The organism is Paenibacillus sp. V4I5 (assembly GCF_030817255.1).
GTDB lineage: Bacteria > Bacillota > Bacilli > Paenibacillales > NBRC-103111 > Paenibacillus_E.
Genome location: NZ_JAUSZB010000002.1, coordinates 4317096 through 4338486 on the forward strand (window position 1 = coordinate 4317096; position 21391 = coordinate 4338486).

Sequence of the window (21391 nt, forward strand, 5' to 3'; positions counted from 1 at the left end):
TTCATTAATTGAATAATAGAATGCAACCAGGCTGTTCGTCAAGAAGTAATATCATCGTCATCTGGCATTGACTCCGATACGGCACATGATGAACTTAAAGTGACTTTGAGGCAAAGCTATTCTTCATAGGAGGTTCAGGGGGAGACTTCGGGAACGAAAATAATTACTCTACAAACCAAAAGAGGGCCGCAACAGCCCACCTCTCGGTAACCTGTCACAGCCCTCAAACCCGCGTACGACGCGGCTTCCCAGTACTTACTCCTCGCCCTTCGCAATCGGATTGTCCTCATACGAGATCCAATCGCTCCAGCTTCCACTATAGAGCTTCACGTTATCAAAGCCCGCTTCGCTAAGGCCCAGCACGTTTGGGCACGCCGTCACGCCGGATCCGCAATAGACGATGATTTCATCGGCATCGCGCAGCGCGGCAAAGTGCTTCTCCTGCTCCGCAGCTGACAACCAAGCGCCGTTCTCACCGAGAACGCCTTTCCAGAAGAAGTTGCGAGCGCCTGGGATGTGGCCAGCCACCGCATCGATCGGCTCTTCCAAGCCGAGGTAGCGGCGCTCCTCGCGCGAGTCAACGAGCACAGTGCCTGGGCGGCCGAGCTTGTCCTTGACCTCGTCCATGCTCGCAAGCATAGCGCGATTCACCTTCGGTGAGAAAGTCCGCGGGAACACAGCGGACACTTCATCGGTAACCGGGTAGCCAGCAGCTTTCCAAGCTGCATACCCTTGGTCTAATACGTATACCTCGGAGTGACCGAGGAATTTCAGCATCCACCATAGCCGCGAAGCCATGGCTCCGCCTTGATCGTCGTAAGCCACGACGGTCTTCGTACCATCGATCCCGAGGTTGCCCACGAGGATAGAGAAGGCTCCTAGATCAGGGAGCGGATGCCGACCTCCGTGCGCCATTTTGGCACCGGACAGGTCTTTCTCCAAGTCTACGTACACAGCTCCTGTTATATGGTCTTTCTCATAATTCTGTCTGCTTGATTCTGGTTGTCCTAGCGCAAAGCGGCAATCCGCAATCACGATGTTCGCATCGCCAAGCTGTCCTAGCAGCCAAGTCTGACTTACGATATTTTCCACAGTTTCATGCCACCATCTTTCGTCATTCGATTAATCGCCCATCCCACTCGTTGGATTAACGGAGTACGTCTGCCAATCACTGCGATCTCCACCCATTTTATCGTAAAATGCTTGCGCGCGGAAGTTATCTTTGGCTGTTGTCCATGTTAAATTGGCATATCCATTTCTCGCGGCATATCCTTTGCAAGCAGCAAATAGTTTCCCTGCTGCACCTTGGCCACGTTCAGCCTCAATGACGAATAAGTCGTTCATAATCGCTATTTTGGAAGCACGCAGAGTGCTGAAGGTAAAATATAAGGTCGCAAAGCCGACCAGCATCCCGTCATCCGTCTCCGCTACGAATTGAATTCCTTCCTTCTGCTCAAGCAGTTGGTGAATTAATCCGTTCAACTTCTCATCCTCGGGTTGTCGATACTGATAGAAGTCCACAATATAAGCGAGCATTAACGTTTTCAACTGCGGAATATCTTGCATTACCGCTTCACGAATTGTAACTTGGGTCATCTAGAAGTGACCTCCTATTCCTATGTAAGTCTATATACTCATTGTACCCCAAATCTTGCCTTTATGATGAAAGGTATCCTCGGTTACATGTCTTCCATTTCCTTCCGATACAAGAGATAAATAATCCATCCCAATAGCAGGCATAAACCTGCTGCGAAGTAGAATATGGACGTTATTTCCAACTTAACTCCATAATAAGTCAATGAGAACAGGAGAAATGCGAAGAAAAACACATGCAGCAGGACATTTTTCTGTGGAAGCCAAGCACTTTTGGAGCTTAACTCGATTCGAACGGTAAAACCTAAGCGTTTCTTAACCAGAACCACTGCCGTGAGGTACGTAAGTAATGCAGCCACCATTTTCAAAGCACGATAAGAGGAATCAAGCCCCTCAAAATAAGTATCAATTGAAATATGGGTAATGAGCGGCATGATAAATAGAACAATGGCCAAATAAACCGTATAGCCAAGTGAGCCGAGGAACGCTACCATGAGCGCATGCAGCTTTCGCACGCGAAATATATAGTGAATAAAGACCGCTTCCGTTACAATAATGAGCATAGGATGCAAGCTCTCCGCCCACTGCTGGGATAAAAATAATCTAAATAAACATGAAATAACGAAGGAAACAAACAGCACAAGTGGCCATTTTGTTTTCAACGAGATTCGGAATAGGGTTAATCCCAAAACGAGCATAGAAAATAAAGTTATTGTGCTAATTGGAATATGACTATGCCAATCCATTTGAACCTCCGACCAATAGATGAAAGGATGATAAATACGGATACAAAGATACAGGCAAGCTTACTATGGCGCGTCGTTACCCTAACTGAAGCGAATTGCCATGAACTTTGCACTTGGAAGTATTCGCCTCCGTACGATTTATACAATTGGTCTCCTTGGGAGACAATGCTTCACGAACAAGCTGAATTCGCTGACCCTCAAATTCGATCTGAGCAGTATCGAGCCGTGGTGGATGACAACGGAATATTGTCTGGGTTCGTTCAATTCTTCCCCATTGTTGGGGTGACACGTTTAGGGCTAGGACTTCGACCGGATCTTTGTGGAAAAGGGAGCGGAATCGGTACCCAATTCGTCCAACTTCTTATTCAAGAAGCCCAGCACCGGACGCCCCTGCAGGAGATTGATCTAGAAGTTCTTGTCTGGAACGAACGTGCGATCCAGACGTACGAGAGAGCTGGTTTTACGATTACAGACACGTATGAAAAGTGGACTCCGACGGGGATGGCTGCCTTTCACTGCATGGTATATAACGGACCGAGCTTAATCAGGTGATCCACCGCTAGTAGTAATGTCAGTGAAAGCCTGATCAAATTTAGCAGCGGATTCGAAATCCAAATCGGTTAAGCCGCCTGCATGCCAGGACGTAAGTCGCAGCGTGACCATCTTATAATCGATGGCGATCATGGGGTGATGGTTAACGTCTTCTGCTATGTTCGCGACTTCATTCACGAAGTCTATGCCTTGCATAAATGCCGTAAATCGATATTTGCGCACAATCCATTTGTAATCGTCTGTCGTCCAGCCAGTCACCTCCGCAAGCTTCTGATCAATGGCAGTGCTCCCTAGCTTCACCTATCACCACTCCTCTGATTTTAATCAAAATCATAAGCGACCGCACCCAATTCGCTCTCTCCTGCATACGTGCGGAGGAGGTCCAAGAACGGCTTCCCGTAGTTTCGGTATTTCACCTCGCCGACACCTTTGATTCGCAGCATGGCGGATTCCGATGTCGGACAAATCTCACTCATTTCACGCAGCGTGCTGTCCGAGAAAATAATATATGGCGGCACCTTCTCGCGTGCGGCAATTTCCCGACGAAGCAGGCGCAGCTGCTCGAACAAGGTGTTATCGATAGCGGCAGCCTTAACCTGCTGCTTACGCACTTTCTGGTACACCTGCAGCTTCCCTTGAAGCACTTCTGCTGCGGGCTGCAGCAGCTTCACAACCGGATATTGACCATCCGATAGCTGCAAATATCCTTCTGAAATCAACACGTTGATCAGATCAGAAATTTCCTTCTCTGGCAGATCTCGCATAATACCATGCGTCGGCAGACGATCGAAGCGATAGTCGGCAATCTTCTTCGCCTTCGAGCCTTTGAGCACGGAGGCGACCATCGAGATGCCGAAGCGCTCCCCCATCCTGCGGATGCAGGAGAAAATCTTCTGTGCTTCGACGGTGATATCCACCGTATCGCGATCATCTTTGCACGAGCTGCAATTGCCGCAAGTATCTTTAATATTGGTTTCATCAAAATAGTGCAGAATGACGTTGCGTAAGCAGCGTGGCGAATAGCAAAAGTCGATCATGGTCTGCAGCTTCTTATACTCGTTCGCTTTACGCTCTGGCGAGAGCTGATTCTGCTCGATCAAAAACTTCTGCGTCATAATATCCTGCGCGCTAAAAAGCAGAATGCACTCACTCGGCTCTCCATCACGACCGGCACGTCCGGCCTCTTGATAGTAAGCCTCCATATTTTTCGGCATATTGTAATGAATGACATAACGGACGTTGGACTTATCGATGCCCATCCCAAAAGCGTTCGTCGCGATCATCACCCGAATGTCATCATATAGAAATGCCTCCTGCATGTAGGAGCGTTCCTCGTCGGTTAGACCAGCGTGGTACTTCCCTGCGGCGAAGCCTTTTTTGCGCAATGTTTCATATAGCTCTTCAACATCCTTACGCGTAGCGGCATAAATAATACCAGGCTGATGCGTATGCTCTTTCACATAATTCTGAATGTAATCCCGTTTATTCTCCCCGCGAAGTATCGATAATTCCAGATTATCCCGTGAAAAACCATTGACGAATATACCCGCTTGATCCAAATCAAGCAATCTCGCAATATCTGCTGTGACCTCGGCAGTAGCCGTAGCTGTGAAGGCTGCAACAATCGGGCGATTAGGCAGCTCGCGAATGAACGGAGCAATCGACACATAGCTCGGGCGAAAATCATGTCCCCATTGCGACACGCAGTGCGCTTCATCAATAGCCACAAGCGGAAGATTCAGCGCAGACATTCGAGCACGAAATCGTTCAGACTCCAGCCGCTCTGGCGCGATATACAGCAGTTTATATTTGCCCTGCATGGCGCCTTGCATCCGCTGTTCCACTTCTCTAGCTTCCAGCGTACTATTAATGAAAGTTGCCGGAACACCAAGCACTTGGAGCGCATCCACCTGGTCCTTCATCAAGGAGATCAGCGGTGAAATAACCAACGTCACACCCTCCATGAGCATGGCAGGAACTTGATAACAGATCGACTTACCTCCGCCCGTCGGCATAATGCCTAGCGTATCTCGACCTTCAAGCAGATTCGTAATGATATTCTTTTGGCCCTCCCGAAATTCCGGGTACCCATAAACTTGTTGTAAAACCTTCCTTGCTCCATCCAGCATAACTCCATACACCTTTCTATATCACACTTCTGCCTTATTTAGACCAAATAGATGACGGAAACCAACTTCTCCCCGTCATGAACCTTCAGCACGTGATTATTCGGATCATGGCGAACGGATCCCGCGCCTATCTGCATCACAGGTGCGTTTCCTAATCCGTAAAAAATATCGTCAGCCAGCGTTCGCAGGCATTCTTCCTGTTCGTCCTTATCAAGCTCCAACCAGTCGTCTGCATTCATCTCCAACAGCTCATAAAATCCATCAACCAGCTCAATGCCGCGCACGAAATCAGTGACAATGTCCTTATATTCTCTGCCAAATTTAATACCCACTCGCGCAGTCTCCCTTCAAAAGCATTTCGTATAGCTTCACTTTATCATATTATAGGCAGGAATGCAGGGTGAACCCCTTTTAACCGATGAGAACTTTTTTTCTGATGTGTAAAAAAATACCCTTTGGCATAAACTGTGGAAATGGGCAATTTCGGGAAAAATCTGTTACTATGGAAGAAGGAATGTACCGCTCGGAGGGTAGGAAAGCACACATGCTGAAACTGCAGATTCCCAAAAATCGAATGAACTACCTAATCAAGCAAATCCCGCTTCATTTCGACGCCGTCGTTCTGGAGCAGGGCTGGGAGTATTACCATAAAGGTCGTGTGACCGAAGTCGATCTGAAAGGCATGAACGTTCAGGCGACCGTCGCAGGCAAAAAAATACTGAACACGATGCTTAATTTAGAAAATTTCGCCACTAGTGAGTGCAGCTGCTCCTATGATGGCTTTTGTAAACATATCGGTGCCACTTTCTTCAGCTTGTATGCACCTTATGGACGTCCGGAACTGCTGCTTCAACAGTTAAAACAACAAATACACACACGGAAAAAGCCCTCACGCGGGGCAACTTTGATACAGGAACGCAAAGCCGCTGCGGCTGCACAGGCCAACGTGCCTCTTGAAGAGGCTATGCCAGCTGATTGGCATCGCTTTTTTGAAGGAAAATTCCATGGCTTCTCCATTTCTCATCAGCACTCGATCGAAACCTTCTATGACTCTGCACTCGAGTCCTTGCCAGGCTATGCGGCAGATTGGAGAAGTTCAACCCGCGAGCTCTATATGTTCCATATTGTGCTGTTCATGATGCGGAAAATCGAACAATTTTATCAAGAAACGAAAAGCTCTTACTTGTCTTATTATCACGAGAACGGCTGCAAAATTGCCGCGAAAAATTGTGAGGATAAGCTGGTTGAATTCGTGGAACAAACTGATGTGAATACCTCTTTCGAGGCGGAACCCAAACATTGGCTATCCACCATGAAAATGCTCGGAGAATTCGCCCTGCAGGGTAAGGATAGTCCGATTGATTGGCTGTTTGTGTACCGCTTCATTTGGTGGAAACTGACGAATCATTCTGCAGCACAAAAAGAGGAAATTCAGCGTATCGACGCACTTCTCACGAAGAAGGACCTCTTAGCTCGGAAGAAGGATACACTTCTGGCGGCAAGAGCGCATTTTGATATTATGCAGGGGGATACGACAAGCGCCTTTGAGCGTCTAGGGCAGCTCACTCATCCCAATGCGAAGGATTACTTCCTTTACCTGAACTATTATTACAACGATAAACAGTGGAACAACATGCTTGTTTGGCTGCGTTGGCTGTTCAAGTCAATTGCGAATGCACATCACGATGATTTCCGGACCTTTTGCCAATACTGGCTCGATACGACCAAGCATCTAGAATCCGATAGCGAATGGGTGCAGGTAATGGAGTCCCTGCTGCCTCGTTCTTATTACTATTACACGGCATATTTATTGCAAACGAAACGGTATCGGCAGTGGGTGGACTTACAATTAGCGAACCGCATATCACCACTGAGTTTATATGGTATGGAGCTTAAGGCGATTGAAGAGCATGATTCGGCTCTACTCCTCCCCCTCTATCACCAAGCGGCCGAACGGGCTGTTCTGGAGAAAAATAGGGCTTCCTATAAGACAGCTGTTCGACTGCTTAAGAAACTGCACGGCATCTATAAACAATTAGGCCAGGACGACCGCTGGGAGCACTACGTATATCGATTAGCTGATAAGTTCTCACGCTTGCGTGCTTTCCAAGAAGAGCTCAAGAAAGGAAAATGGATTCGATGATCGAAACCAGCGCGCTGACAGTTCACGTTAGCTCCATACCTAATGGTTCTTTATTTCTATGGGGTACCCGCGAGAACGGCGGCATTTGGGATGCTCTTGATTTGAAAAATATGCTGTTTGCCTGGCACCGCGCCTCTTTTTTCGGCACGTTCATGGAGCCCAGCGAGTGGCAAAATCGGGAAGGCATCGAGCTGCAACCGCTCGATGCACTCGATTATTTCAGCGATCCGCAACCTGTGCAGCATCTACAGCTTAGCTGGGATCAGGACTGTGCGGATCTGATGCGCCTTGCTCCGGCTGTAAAGGAGGCACTAGCTTCCGGGAGCTTCATGCCGGACTATGAGAAATGGAAAGCTGGCGAAATTGGCTGGAAGCTGCAGCTTCCTGAGGAGCTGCAGGCTCTAGAATCACCAGCCGTATCGCGCTGGATTCATGCGCTGATTCCCGAGTGGGTGGACGCCGACGGCCTCATGAAAGACAATCTGCGCAAGCTCGAAGCCGCGCATCCTTTGATGCGCCGCGGTGAGATCGGCGCTGATCTATGGCTCGACGAGGAGGATTGGCTCGTCGCCATTGGTTGGCGTCAAGACCGGTCGCCCATGCGTACCTGTCTGCAGCTCGTGGAGCCGGACCTGGCGCACGGCGCCGGCTGGCAGCTGCGCGTGCTGCTGCAGGACCGGCTTGCGCCGGAGGTGCTGCGCACCGTGACACCTAGCGGCGAGCCGGTCGTTGGTGAGCTGCCGCTGCCGGAGGCGTGGCTGCCAGAGCTCAGCCGCGTAGAACGCGACGCGGCGAAGTGGGTACGCATCCTGCCGTGGCTGGATGCGGAAGGTGGTGCCGGGCTCCGTCAGACGTTGACGGAGGAAGAGGCTTGGCGCTTCCTCGCAGAGGGAAGCGTCCGGCTTGTAGAGGCCGGGACGAGTGTGTTCCTGCCGGCCTGGTGGGAGCGCATCCGCAAGATGAAACCGAAGCTGCGCGCGAAGATCAAGTCTTCCGTCGGTTCTGGACGGGAGACGATGTTCGGGCTGACCCAGCTGATGCAGTTCGACTGGAAGCTGGCTGTTGGAGATTTGGAGCTGACGGAAGAGGAATTCCGGCAGCTGCTGGAGGAGAAGCGCAAGCTGATCCAGATTCGCGGCAACTGGATTCAGCTCGACCCGCTGTTCATGGCACAGGTCGAGCAGATTATGAAGCAGGTGCAGAAGAAGCAGGGCCTCTCCTTCCGCGATGTGCTCGAGCTTCACTTCGCTGGCGATGCCGGTGGGCTATTGCCGGCCGAGGATGACCCCGATGCGATGCGCTACATCGAGATGGAGGTCGAGCTGAACGAACAGCTGCGTCACATGGTCGATCAGCTTACGCAAGTGGAGTCCATTCCGACGATACAGCCGCCGCCCAGCTTTCAAGGATCGCTGCGCCACTATCAAGTGGACGGTATCTCTTGGCTGTTGTTCCTGCGCCGTTTCGGCCTAGGCGGCTGTTTGGCCGATGACATGGGTCTCGGGAAGACGATTCAGTGGATTACGTATTTACTCACGGTGAAAGAGAACGAGAAGCCTGACACACCTTCCCTATTGGTATGTCCGACGTCCGTGCTCGGGAACTGGCAGATGGAGCTTAAGCGCTTTGCGCCGTCGCTGAAGGTTCATCTTCACTATGGCCCTCAACGTTTAAAGGGACCTGCTTTTAATGAAGAAGTCGTTGGCAAGGTTGACTTAGTTTTGACATCCTACACGCTTTCCCATCTGGATGAGGTTGAGTTAGGCTCAATTGCCTGGAACTCCATCTGTTTGGACGAAGCCCAAAATATAAAAAATGCTTATACGAAGCAAGCTTCGGCTATTCGCCGGCTCGATGGTTACCATCGCATAGCGTTAACGGGAACACCAATTGAGAATCGGCTCACGGAGCTGTGGTCGATCTTTGATTTTGCAAACCCGGGCTATCTGGGCACGGTGCGCGAATTCACACACCGCTATGTGAATGCCATCGAGAAGACGCGCGATAGTGAGACGATCGGCAAGGTACAGAAGCTGATCCGCCCTTTCCTGCTGCGCCGCGAGAAGAAAGATCCCGCAATTCAGCTGGATCTGCCGGAGAAGAACGAGTCGAAGACGTTCATTTCGCTTACCGCCGAGCAGGGCTCGCTGTATGAGAACTACATCCAAGACATGTTTGATCGTCTGGATAAGCTCTCCGCCATGGAGCGGCGAGGTCTCATTCTCGCCGCTCTGACGAAGCTGAAGCAGGTGTGTAATCACCCTGCTTTGCTGCTCAAAGAAGGCATCCACGCGCCATGGAGCGGACGCTCGAACAAGCTGGAGCGCCTGCTTGAGATGGTGCAAGAGCTGCGCCAAGAGGGTGACAAATGCTTGATTTTCACGCAGTTTGTGGAGACGGGCAACCTGCTCCAGCATGTGCTGCAGCAGGAGCTTGGCGAGAAAGTGCTGTTCCTGCACGGCGGAACACCGAAGAATGGGCGCGATGAGATGATCGCGCACTTCCAAGACGTCAGCCAGCCGGTCGACGAGCAGCGGAATGTGTTCATTCTTTCGCTGAAGGCCGGCGGCATCGGGCTCAACCTGACGGCGGCGAATCATGTGTTCCACTACGATCGCTGGTGGAACCCCGCCGTCGAGAATCAAGCGACGGATCGCGCTTTCCGTATCGGCCAAACGCGCCACGTACAGGTGCACAAGTTCGTGACGCTGGGCACGCTGGAGGAGCGCATCGATGAGATGATCGAGCGCAAGCTAGGCCTCAGCCAGCAAATCGTCGGCTCCGGCGAGAACTGGATCACCGAGCTGTCGACCGACGAGCTGCGCGATCTGTTCTCGTTGCGCCGCGAGTGGGTCGAGGCTTAGGAGTCTGGGGTTCGCGGTTCGGCACACGACAATGCCTCATATACGTTCGTCAGTCTTACTGCCATGAAATACAAAGAAATCCTGCATGGTTTTGTGCAGGATTTCTTTTTGCCTAAAACAGATGTCTGGAGGGTTGAGAAGTTGCTTCAAACACAAAAAAGGCCACCTGGGGTAACCTCTCAGACACTCGTTTTCACATTCTATTTTATACGCGCTCTCTACCTCGTAATCTCTCAATCTATCCTATCAGATCATCAAATCTCCAAACAAATAAAAGCCCTCTCCCAATGCACACGAATAAGTCTGAATCTCATGCGAGGTGTCCAAGTCTGTGTAAGCTTGGGATAGGATCCCTTGTTTTTGCAGGTTCATCATCATGATGTTGGAGATGAAATAGGGCCTCCACGTCCAGTTTGCCCCGCGATAGCTCTCATCTTTGTTCCATGCTTCGTCTTTGCGGCTGTAGTTGGACGAGATTTGGTAGCCGTCCTCCCGACAGATGTACATACGTATACAGTTTTCCGACACGTTGCTAATGATATTTTCGATGACACGATCTGCATCTTCAGCTGTTGATATACAGACAGAAGAATGGATAAGCAAATCTAGACTTTGATGAATGGTCAAAAGGCGGCTATAGCGCCCAAGTTCATCTTGACCAAAGAGTTTCATTTCCTCTTTCAGCATAGACTTAAAGGCATCCCTGTGCTGCAGCTGAGGTTCAGCTTGGGAGAAGAGATAACCCTGTACATACCTTGCTCCGATTTGAAGAGCACTGCGCAGTTCTTGCTTCGTTTCCACCCCTTCGACGAGCAGGGAGGCCCCCATTTGAGCCGCTAGAATGGAAAAGGATTGCATCAGCGCCTTGTAGCCGGCGTGGATGGCGCTTTTTTTCAAAATATTAAGATCGATCTTCAATATCTTCGGTTGTAGACTGGCGATTCGGTCGAAATTGCTAAACCCGCTGCCCACATCGTCAATGGCAATCGTACAGCCGAATTCTCGATATAATTCTACAATTTGCGTCAGCTCATGAAGCTTCCCTGTGAATTCCTCTTCGGTTATTTCGATCACGACACGTGCCGGATTTATTTGATATTTCCTTAGTAGCTCGATGGTTGGCAGCACGCCTGTGCGCTTATAGGTTTGATAGATCCATGAAGGTTTTAAGTTGATGAATAAGAAACTCTCATCTTGAGCCGAAGCTAGCTGTTCGATCGCCCGCTCCCTCAAATGCCGATCAATATGAAGCTGCATGTCTTCGGGAATGTCAGGATTTTTGAAAAAAGGCCCCAAACTTTCGACACTACCCTCCCGAATTCGTCTTCCCAGTGTTTCATAGCCGATGATTTCTTGGCTCTGAAGTGAAAGTATCGGTTGGAAGAATGGACGTACTTCGAGTAGTGGCGGAATCCTGCTGTCTTTTACCTGCACGGTGCGCCTCCTCAAGCAAACTTCGATGATCTTAAAACTTAACATCAATCGTGTAATGAATCATATTTTAAACGACATTTCCATATCTTGCAATGCACTGATGGAAGAAAACATAACATGATCGTTTTTAAAAGGATTTTGTTGACTCATGTCGAACTTTTAGAGCATCCATTCATCCTATTAGAATCTAGGTGACCGATTGCTATGAAGACATTCACGAGATCTCGGATCTCCATGCTATACGTTATTTTAATCGTCCTTTTATTAGCCTTTGTGAGTGTCTCCAACTTTATCGCTTCTCGCAATGTGGAAAGGGAAAGCGATGCGATCGTGCACGATTCCATTCCGATTTCAAACACAACGAACAGCCTGCTTAAACATTTAATTAACCAAGAAACAGGTATCCGCGGTTTTGAATTATCAGGGAATGAACAATACCTGGAGCCCTATACATCTGGTAAAAAGCAGCTGGAGCTGGATCTGAACACGATCAGCAAATACGATAAAAAGTACCCCACCTTGCAGCTTATTATGGACACGCAAGCCATACCTGCCATTAATAACTTACAGAGATACTTCGACACACAATTGGAGTTGGTTCGTGCCGGTAAAACAGAAGAGGCGAAAGCTCGTATAGCGTCTGGTAAAACGATGATGGATCGCTATCGGGTAATTCACGTAAGCATCGAAAAGGCCATCGAGCAAATCACGTCAGATGCCTACGCAGCTTCCCTTAAAGCCGGTAAAATCTCTCGTATGATTACAATGGTAGGCAGTCTGATTGCCTTAATTGCAGGCGGTCTGTCCATTTTCATTTCCTATCGAGCCTATCATGCTGAAGAAGAGATTCGCAGAAGCGAGGAAACGTATCGCTATATGGCCGAAAGCTTGGAGACTCAGAATGAGGAGATTATGGCCCAGCAGGAAGAGCAGCAGATAACACTCGCGAAGCTATCCGAACGAGAAAGGGATTTGGAACTCATCTCATCCTATCAGGAGAAGCTTACAGGCTACGTGAAGCTGAAAGATTTCTTGAAACATACGCTCCCAGCACTGCTTAATTCGTTATCGCAGGATGCGGCTCTGGTCGTCATGGAACGTCACGCAGAGGACTCTTCTTCTTATGAAGTCATTCATTCCATTGGTTATCCGAAAGAACATATTAATTTGAATCAGAGAGAGCTTTTCGGACCGGCTAGGCGTGTTTTCGATGAAGGGACACCTTTTGTACATACACGAGATGTATCCGGTCATGAACAAGGTGTCCATGGGGGAATGACACGAGCTGTCGATCAATATGTCCCTCTCTTGGACGATAAACAGCAGGTCATTGGCTTCTTGCTGCTAACGAGCTATCAAAGCTCCGACTTTCAAGAAAATAACCAACGTTTGACCAAAGGTTTAGTTCGTCAGTTCGGACTCGCCTTCTATGCGCAGGTTATGAATGACGAGAGGCTCAAGCAAGCGGCCAGCTTAGCAGAGCTGAATGATCAATTAATAACGGAGAAGCAGCTCATCGAAGGGCAGCGCGATCTGATTCAAAATATTTTGGAATCCGCACATGAGGGCATGATGATGTGTGATTCGCAAGGTACTATCCTTTTCTCTAATCATCGAATGAATCGGTATTTCAATTTAAATGAACACAAAGGTGAGAACCTGGTTGATAGCAGTCACGAAATAGCTGCCGATTCTCCGAGCTTTATAGGCGTCGCTTCATCCATTGAAGCGTTAATTGATGGCTCACTGTCTCATCTCACACAACGCTTTAGTTTCGAGCATGAGGATCAGGTTCAACACGCGGAGCTATATGCGACCGTAGTCAGTGAAGATACCGAACAGCAAGGCTACTTATTCGTATTTCGTGATCGCACCGAAGAAGAACGTATCGATGAAATGAAGAATGAATTCATTAGTATTGTATCTCATGAGCTGCGGACTCCACTGGCCAGTGTACTTGGTTTTATCGAGATCCTGCTGCATCGGGAACTTTCACAAGAGAAACAAAAGAAATACATGGAAACCATTTATAAAGAAGCACATCGCTTATCGAATTTAATTAACGATTTCCTTGATTTGCAGCGGATGGAATCAGGTCGACAACTGTATCATTTCTCCCCTGTCAATCTGCTACCTACTGTACAAGAGATCGCTGAGCAGTGGCAGGATAAGCATAGCCATCGTATTCTCATTCATCAGCAAGAAACGGAACTATGGGTGCGAGCGGATGCTGATCGTATTCGTCAAGTATTCGACAACTTGATCAGCAATGCGATTAAGTACTCACCAGGAGCAGATCACATCGATATTCACCTAACTGTCGACCAAGGTAAAATCACCGTAGCGATTCAAGATTACGGACTCGGCATCCCAGAGGAAGCCCGTAATCAAATGTTCTCCAAGTTCTTCCGTGTCGACAACTCGGACCGTCGCCAAATTGGCGGTACCGGCTTAGGTCTCGCTATTGTGAAAGAGATTGTAGAAGGACACCACGGACATATCTCCTATACATCCGAAATGGGACAAGGTACGACATTCCGAATTGAACTTGATCTATATGAGATTTCGAACATGGATGGTCAAATTGTTATTTTCGAAGATGACGATAATCTGGCGAAGCTCATTCAAGTTGCACTGAACAAGTTGGGGCTCCCCTCCATGCAGCTTCGTTCTGCTGAGGAGGGCATTATCGCGCTTAATCGCTGTAAAGGCGAGGGACCGATTCTATTCATCGTCGATATTCATCTGGAGAGCGCCAAGACAGGTTGGGATTTCATCGCTGATTTATACCGTCATCCATTGCACTATCAGACCCCTGTTATCGTTTCAACAGCGCTCGATCCGCCTCATGATTATCACGAGAAAGAGATTGAGAAATATCTCAAAAAGCCGTTCACAATGGAACGTCTCGTCCAGGTGGCGAAACGCCTCCTCGATAATAAGCAAAGTAATGCGTACGTTTTCCCAGCTCAAAATAAAGAGAACCTCTCGACCACTCTACAGCGTAACGGCATCGATGTGCTTGAAATGAAAGAGAGCATAGATGTAATCGAGGTCGAAATCAAAAAGCCGCAATCGGATGTTTAACGCATCAAAGAGAGCCTTCGGTTAGGCATTCCATGCAACTATTGTGGTATCCCCTTTCTCTCCTTCCAATTTGATTAGAGGGAGAGTTTTTTATTGTAAAGACAGAGGGATTTCCATGCCCGGTAGCCAATATACTAGAGAAAATACCAATTGATGAGAAGGAAGGGTGTGACCCTCGTGGCAAAGCTTGAATCCACTTCCAATCCGATGCAAGCACGTAAAGTATGGACCCTGTTCTTCTCCTTACCGATATTCGCTTGGGCGATGTACGATTTCGCGAATACGATTTTTTCCTCCAATATCGTGACTGTGTTTTATCCCTTTTATTTAAAAGAAACGTTAGGCAAGAGCGAAGAGCTGAATCAGATCGCCAGTACTTTCATTACTTACTCCAATGCGATATCCAGCCTCTTTCTCGTGTTATTGTCTCCCTTATTCGGGGTATGGATTGACCGGACAGGTAAAAAGAAGGCTTACCTCGTCCCTTTTACGCTTATTGCTATCGCGGCAACTCTCCTCATGGGCGCTTCCGCCCTTTGGCACACAGACCAGCAGTGGATGGGACTCAACACCTCCATACTAGGCGTGATTTTCTTTTTCATGGTCGCCAAATTCTTTTACAATTCCAGCTTAATTTTCTACGATTCAATGATTTCGGATCTGGGTAATGCACGTGAGATTCCTATCATTTCGGGAGTTGGCGTAGCGGTTGGTTATGTCGGCACATTAGTTGGACTTGTCGTGTTTCCATTGATCAACGGCAATCATTTTGAAAATACGTTCATCCCTAGTGCGCTTATGTTTCTGATCTTCTCTTTGCCTATCATGCTTTTTTACAAAGAGAAGCCTCAGAAGCCCGTCAGCGGGAAAAAATCGCTCCTCAGCGGTTACCGTGAGATCTGGGCTACGTTCAAAGAAGCAAGAAAGTACCGAGCTGCCTTCTTGTTCATGATCGCCTACTTCTTCTTTAACGATGCGATTGCCACGGCGATTGCCGTGATGGCCATTTATGCGAATACCGTTATGGGCTTCACCACGGGGCAATTCATTCTTCTCTACCTCGTTTCAACGGTATCTAGCATCATCGGTTCGTTCCTTTTCGGCTATGTGGCCAGAAATATCGGTCCCAAAAGAGCGGTGACCATCGTCGCCTTCATCCTTATTATTGCGATCTCCTTAGCCGCATTTGCAACTAGTCAGAGCATATTCTGGATTGCCGGCAGCTTGTATGGGGTGTCTATGGGCGCTATGTGGGTCACATCCCGGACACTCATTGTTCAGCTAACGCCGGAAGAGAAACGCGGTCAATTCTTCGGATTGTTCGCCTTCTCAGGTAAAGTGTCCTCGATCGTTGGGCCTGCTCTCTATGGTACGATTACCTGGGCGCTCGCGTCATCTGGCAATTTGGCTAGCCGTGTAGCCTTAGGCTCTCTCTTGATCCTAGTCGTGATTGGTCTGTTCGTTCATATGCGTGTGCCGCAGAAATTGCATTCCTCCTCTTAATTCGTGTACAATAACTTTTAATGAGAAAAACGTTTATCGACGTACATTCAAAGATGAGCGACCGCGTTAAGCGGAAATTTTTATCGCCAATAAGAAAACGGTTTTCGGGAACCGAAAACTTATACTTTCTTATGTGGACATAGACGGAAGGTGTGAGGCGTATGAAGGGTCCTGTTGATATTAGCAACGTGGTCTTTTCCTATTTCTCATTCATGGAACACTAAAGCATTCATTGCTTTAGTGTTTTTTTATAGGTACAATCCGCTCACTGGCGCAGGTCGTACTTATGGTGAAGGTCAATGATACTGATTTTCTCATCTGGGAGGAGAGATGGATATGCGGTACAAGAGGGTCCTAATTAAACTTAGTGGCGGGGCAGTAGCTGGAGATAGTGAGTTTGGCTTCGATCCTACGCAGCTTGATCACATTGCCAATGAGATTATGACTGTTGTCAATCTTGGTGTCGAAGTGTGCATCGTGATAGGTGGAGGCAATATTTTTCGCGGAAATATGGGCGAGAGCTGGGGAATCGAGAAGGCAGAGGCTGATAATATCGGTACGCTGGCTACCGTCATCAACAGCTTGATGCTGCGCGGTGTTCTTAAAGCGAAGAGCGAAGCTGAAGTGCGCGTCATGACTGCGATTCCGGTCGCTTCGGTGGCGGAGCCTTTCATCCGACTGAGGGCCATTCATCACTTGGAAAAAGGGTACATCGTTATTTTCGCAGGAGGCAATGGACAGCCTTTCGTCACCACCGATTATCCATCGGTCCAAAGAGCCATTGAAGTCAACTGTGAAGCGATTCTCGTCGCGAAGCAGGGGGTTGACGGTGTTTTCGATAAAGATCCGAAGCACCATAAGGAAGCTCTTCAGTACAAATCACTCCACTATAACGACGTTATCCAAAATGATCTCAAGGTCATGGATCAGTCCGCCTTCATTCTGGCACGAGATTATCATATCCCCATGCATGTTTTCAACTTCGATAAGCCTGGCTCCATGAAAGAGATTTGTGAAGGTCAGAATACAGGCACGATCATCAGCGGTTCATCCGAACTTATTTTTCATTAATACCTAGTTTATCAGGGGTAAGCACCGCTTACCCCAAACCAAAGCATATTTTAAAAATGATAGGATGCCATTTCTTATGTTGAGTTAAAGCGTAATGCAGATCTTTCCGAAGTAAGAACCATTTTCGAAATATTTGAAAGCGTCAATAGCCTGTTCAAATGGGAAAACGCGATCAATCGCAGGACGAAGTTTATGATTCGTAATGGCACGGTTCATGGATTCAAACATCTCTCTGCTCCCCACATTAATAGCCTGAAGCCGCGCCCTGCGCAAAATCGCAGGCACCACTTGGAAACCTTCTACCGAGCCGCCGGAGAGAAGTCCAACGATGCTGATTCGGCCTCCAACACGAAGTGCTGTGATAGATTGATTAAGTGTCTCCGCTCCGCCCACATCAATAATATGGTCTGCACCTCGACCTTCGGTAAGCTTTAGTACCTCTTTCTCCCATTCAGGATGAACCTTGTAATTAATCCCAAAATCCGCACCCAGCTGACGGGCTTTCTCTAGCTTCTCATCGCTGCTTGACGTCACGATAACGGACGCTCCTTGAAGCTTGGCGAATTGCAGTGCAAACAAAGAAACGCCTCCTGTCCCCTGCACCACGACCGTATCACCTGCTTTGACATTCCCTTCTTCAATAATTGCATGCCACGCCGTCACTCCGGCACATGGAAATGTCGCTGCCTCCGCATCTGTCAGGTAATCCGGTACATACACGAGTCCTTGCTCAGGCAAGACCACGTATTCAGCCAGCATCCCGTCTAGGGGACTGCCAAGCGTGCTACTCCAGTTGGCCTGGGTCGCTTCACCAGAAATCCAACTTTGCGTAAAAATGCCGCTGACCCGTTGGCCAATACTGAACTTGGATGCCTGCGCACCAAGAGCAACAACCTCGCCAACAGCATCAGAAGTCAGTACCAACGGGTTCGACAGATCTGGTTGATAGAAACCGGCAATGACACCCAGATCACGGGAGTTCAGGGAAACCGCCCGAACCTTGATAAGCACCTCATTTGGCCCCGGAACCGGTATTTGACGTTCTGCCTGCTTAACATGTGTAAGACCATAACCACCTTGGATTTGTATAACTTTCATAGGGTATCTCTCCTTCACAACTCAATATAGACATATATTAGCCCATCAAATAAAATTGAGTAAGTAGGCACTTATTTGTTCACAGGGCACCAAAAGGTGCATTAGGAGGTAAATGATGTTCTTCACCGACAAAGGAAACCATCCTGACATATCCTTGAAAGTTTGCGGCTACAGCAGGATGCTTGAGATCATTTCGAGCAAATGGACAGTGCTTGTCTTCTATGCCTTGGAGAATGGCAGCGCACGATACGGAGAGATGGGAAGGCGTATTGAAGGCATTTCCAAAAAAATGCTAACCCAAACCTTGCGTCAACTGGAACGGGACGGACTTGTCATGCGCCATCTGACGCCAACCATTCCGCCTCGTGTTGACTATTCACTAACTCCGCTCGGTGAAAGTTTGTTGAAACCGATGCAGGAGTTAAAAAATTGGACGGTCGATCATTATTCCGATGTAGAACAAGCAAGAGATCGTTATGATCAGTCGGCTGCGTCTCATGATTTCGCCGAGAATGAATAACAAGCTCCCCATTCAAGACGAGGGTTACGTAAATAAAACCTGGCCGATGGGCAGGTTCTTGTCTAAAGCCTATTTTGAGGATGGGGAACGAACTTCTCTTGCTATCACTCGCTCGTTAAGATACCAATCCGCCAACTTCTCGTCTGTAAAGATGAAATATATGGTTACTGACACGATTCCACATCCCCCTCGCGACTGAAATGATGAAAAACATCGTTACAGCTTGTGTACCGGCTGTAGGTTATTGCAAACTTTGCAACAATATGAATATGAATGGGCTAGATCCACTCCCAATGGAAAATGTGCTGTATCTTATACTTTCTTATTCTTTCAAGGATAAACGAATTCGTCGTCCTTCAGGGACGACCGCGTTTGTTAAGGTTGATACGAAGCTACCGTATAAACTTATACTTTCTTATCAACTATAAAAAGGATAGAGAGGCAGCCAAGGCTGCCTCTCTATCCTTTTTACTTCTTTTTTAGCTAAGTAAAAGCACGTAATAGTTATTCGCATTTTTCGTTTTAAAGCCACATGATTCGTATAAGCCTAGCGCCTTTTCGTTCTCAACAGATACTTCCAACTTTATGGCGCTAGCATGATCCCGCTGTTTTAATTCTGTTATCGTTTGGCTCAAAATTCGCCGCCCATAGCCTTTACCACGATACGTCGGCTCTACACAAAAGCCATAGATGAATCCACTCTCTTCTGCTTCGACCATGGCTCCGATCTTCCCAATGGGCTCTCTCTTCTCGCCAAGCTCCGCGATCCACGTCCGCTCTTTAGCACCGGTAATGGTTTGGGTGACATACTCTCTCGTGTCGCTCTCCGACATGTCGAACCCTGACATATTGAGCTTAACCAGCAGTTCCGTATCCTGCTCATCCGCCAAACGAATGGCAATACCATCATCTAAATCCAAAGCTTGCGGAGTCGCTTCTGCTTGCTCTTGAAACTCCATGACATATTCCGAAAAACTGTATGTTGCACCTAGATTCGTAAGGAAACCTTTGCCGCTTTCCGACCCACGCTCATTAATAAAAATCAGCTTTGGTACTTCTCTGCACCGACACTCGGCTATCGCTGTTTGAACCAATTGGTCAAAAATACCTTGACGCCGCGCCTCTGGATGCACCATCCCGCTAATCTCTACTTCCGTCGACATAAAGCAATATATAGCCAAAAAGCCGACAATACGGTCATTTTGGTAAAATAAAAAGTCATTCGTCACGCCTGCTGGACGGTCCGATAGTGTGCTCCAGTTCAGTTTAATCTCGATATGGTCATGGCTATTACAAACCTCCCAAAGCTTCCGAACTTCCTCCAACTCCTGCGGTGACAGTCCTGCTCTTGGTAATATGCCTTGTTTCAAAATGTTGTCCTCCATCATTCTAGTGTTCTTACCTGATGTCATTATACATGTCTGAACTATGGCGTGGTAAGCTAATAAATAATTTTACATAAATTTTCGTGCACATTGAACGATGTATTGGAGCTGTTCGTATTATCAATGAATTCAGGCAGAGAGGATGTTCACTCACTTGGAAGAGCACGAATTAATTCGTCAGGCCATACGCGGAGACAATGCCGCTCTGTCCTTGCTGCTGCAGCAGCACTTTGCTTTTGTATACAAGTATATGTTGAAAATTACGCTGGACTCGCATATAGCTGAAGATATTACCCAAGAAACGATGATCAAGTGCATAGAGAAGATCAGGCTGTATAATGGACAATCGAAGTTTTCATCTTGGCTGATCACGATTGCCACGAACCTTTTCTTGGACCAGGTACGGCGCAAAAAGCGGGAAAAGCTCTGGCACCAGCAAGAGCAAGATCAATCGCTGCGCCGGATGCAGTGGCAAGCCGGGCAACAGAACGAGAAATGGCCTGAGGTGCTGAACGCATTAGCCGAGCTGCAGCAGGAGGCTCGCATTCCGGTAATTCTCAAGCATTACTACGGTTATACCTATGAAGAAATCGGTGACATGCTGGGGATTGCTGAGGGTACCGTCAAATCCAGAGTGCATCATGCACTCAAACAATTGCGAAAGGAGCTGGCGTAGATGGAACCGGAAGATCCAAAGAAAAGAGAAGGTTCAGAAAATGGCAAAAGCAAGGATGAGATGACGGCACAACAGCTGCAAGAAGGGCTTCAACGGCTTGATGAGCTCTTTCCGGCTTTCACACCAAGCCCCACTTGGTTCGATCAGCAAATCGTTGAAACGCAAAACAAACAGCGTTCAAAGCTCTGGAGAGACTTGCTCAAATTGTGGATAGCTGCCCTGCTGCTGCTCTCACTCTTATATGTAATGATGAATGCACAGCCTGTTGTTTTCATCACTTTTCAAATTCTCGCTGTTGTAGCGCCTTTAGTCTGGCTATTCGTTCGCAAACAGGAGGAACACCGCTATGAATGATTCAAAATGGGATCAACTACCCCTCTGGGCATGGATCGGCATCCCTCTTCTTCTACTCGCGCAAAGCACATGGCTGTTCATGGATGCACACAAACGCAGCGCGAAATACCCATGGTTTTGGGGGATCTGGGGGATCATTCAAGTGCCGACCCCCTTCATCGTCTATCTATTCGCAGTTCGTAAAATACACCGTATCTGGTCACGCAAAAAGTAATCGTACAAGGAAGTGAACAAAT

General features: G+C 48.1%; 19 protein-coding genes. 10 read left to right on the top strand and 9 right to left on the bottom strand.

Going from position 1 to position 21391, the window contains the following annotated elements; translation table 11 throughout:
- Positions 1-255: 255 nt before the first annotated feature.
- The 3 genes from QFZ78_RS21665 to QFZ78_RS21675 form a co-directional block, all read right to left on the bottom strand.
- Positions 256-1092: a sulfurtransferase gene (locus tag QFZ78_RS21665; protein ID WP_307550591.1), complete on the bottom strand. Its 837-nt coding sequence runs from the start codon at positions 1090-1092 to the stop codon at positions 256-258.
- Between the two features lie 30 nt (positions 1093-1122).
- Positions 1123-1596: a GNAT family N-acetyltransferase gene (locus tag QFZ78_RS21670; protein ID WP_307550592.1), complete on the bottom strand. Its 474-nt coding sequence runs from the start codon at positions 1594-1596 to the stop codon at positions 1123-1125.
- Positions 1597-1679: 83 nt separating this feature from the next.
- On the bottom strand, positions 1680-2339 hold the full coding sequence (locus QFZ78_RS21675) for a hypothetical protein (protein WP_307550593.1): 660 nt from the start codon (positions 2337-2339) through the stop codon (positions 1680-1682).
- 27 nt (positions 2340-2366) lie between these two features.
- On the opposite strand from QFZ78_RS21675, the gene QFZ78_RS21680 reads away from it, so the two are divergent.
- Positions 2367-2891 carry a GNAT family N-acetyltransferase gene (locus QFZ78_RS21680; RefSeq protein ID WP_307550595.1) on the top strand — a complete coding sequence of 175 codons (525 nt, stop codon included), beginning with the start codon at positions 2367-2369 and terminating at the stop codon, positions 2889-2891.
- On the opposite strand, the gene QFZ78_RS21685 is transcribed toward QFZ78_RS21680, so the two are convergent.
- Genes QFZ78_RS21685 through QFZ78_RS21695 form a run of 3 tightly spaced genes read right to left on the bottom strand, consistent with a single transcriptional unit; the run spans position 2880 to position 5352 of the window.
- A complete protein-coding gene (locus tag QFZ78_RS21685; RefSeq protein WP_307550597.1) occupies positions 2880-3191 on the bottom strand; it encodes a 4a-hydroxytetrahydrobiopterin dehydratase in 312 nt (103 codons plus the stop codon). The two genes, QFZ78_RS21680 and QFZ78_RS21685, sit on opposite strands and share 12 nt — an antisense overlap.
- A gap of 20 nt (positions 3192-3211) precedes the next feature.
- A complete protein-coding gene (gene recQ, locus QFZ78_RS21690; protein WP_307550599.1) occupies positions 3212-5020 on the bottom strand; it encodes a DNA helicase RecQ in 1809 nt (602 codons plus the stop codon).
- A gap of 38 nt (positions 5021-5058) precedes the next feature.
- Complete coding sequence (locus QFZ78_RS21695) at positions 5059-5352, bottom strand: hypothetical protein (protein ID WP_307437597.1); 294 nt, start codon at positions 5350-5352, stop codon at positions 5059-5061.
- A 212-nt stretch (positions 5353-5564) separates the two neighbouring features.
- On the opposite strand from QFZ78_RS21695, the gene QFZ78_RS21700 reads away from it, so the two are divergent.
- Both QFZ78_RS21700 and QFZ78_RS21705 read left to right on the top strand, forming a co-directional pair.
- Positions 5565-7163: an SWIM zinc finger family protein gene (locus tag QFZ78_RS21700; RefSeq protein ID WP_307550601.1), complete on the top strand. Its 1599-nt coding sequence runs from the start codon at positions 5565-5567 to the stop codon at positions 7161-7163.
- Positions 7151-10027, top strand: coding sequence for a DEAD/DEAH box helicase (locus tag QFZ78_RS21705; protein ID WP_307550603.1), 2877 nt, complete (start codon positions 7151-7153; stop codon positions 10025-10027). Before QFZ78_RS21700 ends, QFZ78_RS21705 begins: the two co-directional genes overlap by 13 nt.
- 246 nt (positions 10028-10273) lie before the next feature.
- On the opposite strand, the gene QFZ78_RS21710 is transcribed toward QFZ78_RS21705, so the two are convergent.
- On the bottom strand, positions 10274-11461 hold the full coding sequence (locus QFZ78_RS21710) for an EAL domain-containing protein (RefSeq protein WP_307550604.1): 1188 nt from the start codon (positions 11459-11461) through the stop codon (positions 10274-10276).
- Between the two features lie 204 nt (positions 11462-11665).
- On the opposite strand from QFZ78_RS21710, the gene QFZ78_RS21715 reads away from it, so the two are divergent.
- The 3 genes from QFZ78_RS21715 (at position 11666) to pyrH (ending at position 17122) form a co-directional block, all read left to right on the top strand.
- Complete coding sequence (locus QFZ78_RS21715) at positions 11666-14548, top strand: ATP-binding protein (RefSeq protein ID WP_307550605.1); 2883 nt, start codon at positions 11666-11668, stop codon at positions 14546-14548.
- A 207-nt stretch (positions 14549-14755) separates the two neighbouring features.
- Positions 14756-16051, top strand: coding sequence for an MFS transporter (locus QFZ78_RS21720; RefSeq protein ID WP_307555828.1), 1296 nt, complete (start codon positions 14756-14758; stop codon positions 16049-16051).
- A gap of 336 nt (positions 16052-16387) precedes the next feature.
- Entirely contained in the window at positions 16388-17122 is a 735-nt protein-coding gene (gene pyrH, locus QFZ78_RS21725) for a UMP kinase (protein ID WP_307550607.1), read from the top strand.
- Between the two features lie 84 nt (positions 17123-17206).
- Here pyrH and QFZ78_RS21730 read toward each other — a convergent pair whose 3' ends face one another.
- Positions 17207-18220 carry a zinc-dependent alcohol dehydrogenase family protein gene (locus QFZ78_RS21730; RefSeq protein ID WP_307550609.1) on the bottom strand — a complete coding sequence of 338 codons (1014 nt, stop codon included), beginning with the start codon at positions 18218-18220 and terminating at the stop codon, positions 17207-17209.
- Positions 18221-18332: 112 nt separating this feature from the next.
- Between QFZ78_RS21730 and QFZ78_RS21735 the strand changes: the two genes are divergently transcribed.
- Entirely contained in the window at positions 18333-18740 is a 408-nt protein-coding gene (locus QFZ78_RS21735; RefSeq protein WP_307550610.1) for a winged helix-turn-helix transcriptional regulator, read from the top strand.
- A 479-nt stretch (positions 18741-19219) separates the two neighbouring features.
- On the opposite strand, the gene QFZ78_RS21740 is transcribed toward QFZ78_RS21735, so the two are convergent.
- A complete protein-coding gene (locus QFZ78_RS21740) occupies positions 19220-20110 on the bottom strand; it encodes a GNAT family N-acetyltransferase (protein ID WP_307550611.1) in 891 nt (296 codons plus the stop codon).
- Positions 20111-20279: 169 nt separating this feature from the next.
- On the opposite strand from QFZ78_RS21740, the gene sigY reads away from it, so the two are divergent.
- The 3 genes from sigY to QFZ78_RS21755 are packed head-to-tail and all read left to right on the top strand — an operon-like array spanning position 20280 to position 21369.
- Positions 20280-20801, top strand: a complete 522-nt coding sequence (gene sigY / locus QFZ78_RS21745; protein ID WP_307550613.1) for an RNA polymerase sigma factor SigY — start codon at positions 20280-20282, stop codon at positions 20799-20801.
- Positions 20802-21155, top strand: coding sequence for a DUF5345 family protein (locus QFZ78_RS21750; RefSeq protein ID WP_307550615.1), 354 nt, complete (start codon positions 20802-20804; stop codon positions 21153-21155).
- The gene (locus tag QFZ78_RS21755) at positions 21148-21369 is read left to right on the top strand and encodes a sigmaY antisigma factor component (RefSeq protein WP_307550617.1); all 222 of its coding nucleotides are present in this window, start codon (positions 21148-21150) and stop codon (positions 21367-21369) included. Before QFZ78_RS21750 ends, QFZ78_RS21755 begins: the two co-directional genes overlap by 8 nt.
- Positions 21370-21391: the final 22 nt, after the last annotated feature.

Excerpts from the sequence above, each read along its gene's own strand:
- QFZ78_RS21735 (WP_307550610.1), top strand. The coding sequence starts at position 18,333 with ATGATGTTCTTCACCGACAAAGGAAACCATCCTGACATATCCTTGAAA.
- QFZ78_RS21730 (WP_307550609.1), bottom strand. The coding sequence starts at position 18,220 with ATGAAAGTTATACAAATCCAAGGTGGTTATGGTCTTACACATGTTAAG.
- pyrH (WP_307550607.1), top strand. The coding sequence starts at position 16,388 with ATGCGGTACAAGAGGGTCCTAATTAAACTTAGTGGCGGGGCAGTAGCT.
- QFZ78_RS21720 (WP_307555828.1), top strand. The coding sequence starts at position 14,756 with ATGCAAGCACGTAAAGTATGGACCCTGTTCTTCTCCTTACCGATATTC.
- QFZ78_RS21670 (WP_307550592.1), bottom strand. The coding sequence starts at position 1,596 with ATGACCCAAGTTACAATTCGTGAAGCGGTAATGCAAGATATTCCGCAG.
- recQ (WP_307550599.1), bottom strand. The coding sequence starts at position 5,020 with ATGCTGGATGGAGCAAGGAAGGTTTTACAACAAGTTTATGGGTACCCG.
- QFZ78_RS21750 (WP_307550615.1), top strand. The coding sequence starts at position 20,802 with ATGGAACCGGAAGATCCAAAGAAAAGAGAAGGTTCAGAAAATGGCAAA.
- QFZ78_RS21675 (WP_307550593.1), bottom strand. The coding sequence starts at position 2,339 with ATGGATTGGCATAGTCATATTCCAATTAGCACAATAACTTTATTTTCT.
- QFZ78_RS21680 (WP_307550595.1), top strand. The coding sequence starts at position 2,367 with ATGATAAATACGGATACAAAGATACAGGCAAGCTTACTATGGCGCGTC.
- QFZ78_RS21705 (WP_307550603.1), top strand. The coding sequence starts at position 7,151 with ATGGATTCGATGATCGAAACCAGCGCGCTGACAGTTCACGTTAGCTCC.
- QFZ78_RS21755 (WP_307550617.1), top strand. The coding sequence starts at position 21,148 with ATGAATGATTCAAAATGGGATCAACTACCCCTCTGGGCATGGATCGGC.
- QFZ78_RS21715 (WP_307550605.1), top strand. The coding sequence starts at position 11,666 with ATGAAGACATTCACGAGATCTCGGATCTCCATGCTATACGTTATTTTA.
- QFZ78_RS21700 (WP_307550601.1), top strand. The coding sequence starts at position 5,565 with ATGCTGAAACTGCAGATTCCCAAAAATCGAATGAACTACCTAATCAAG.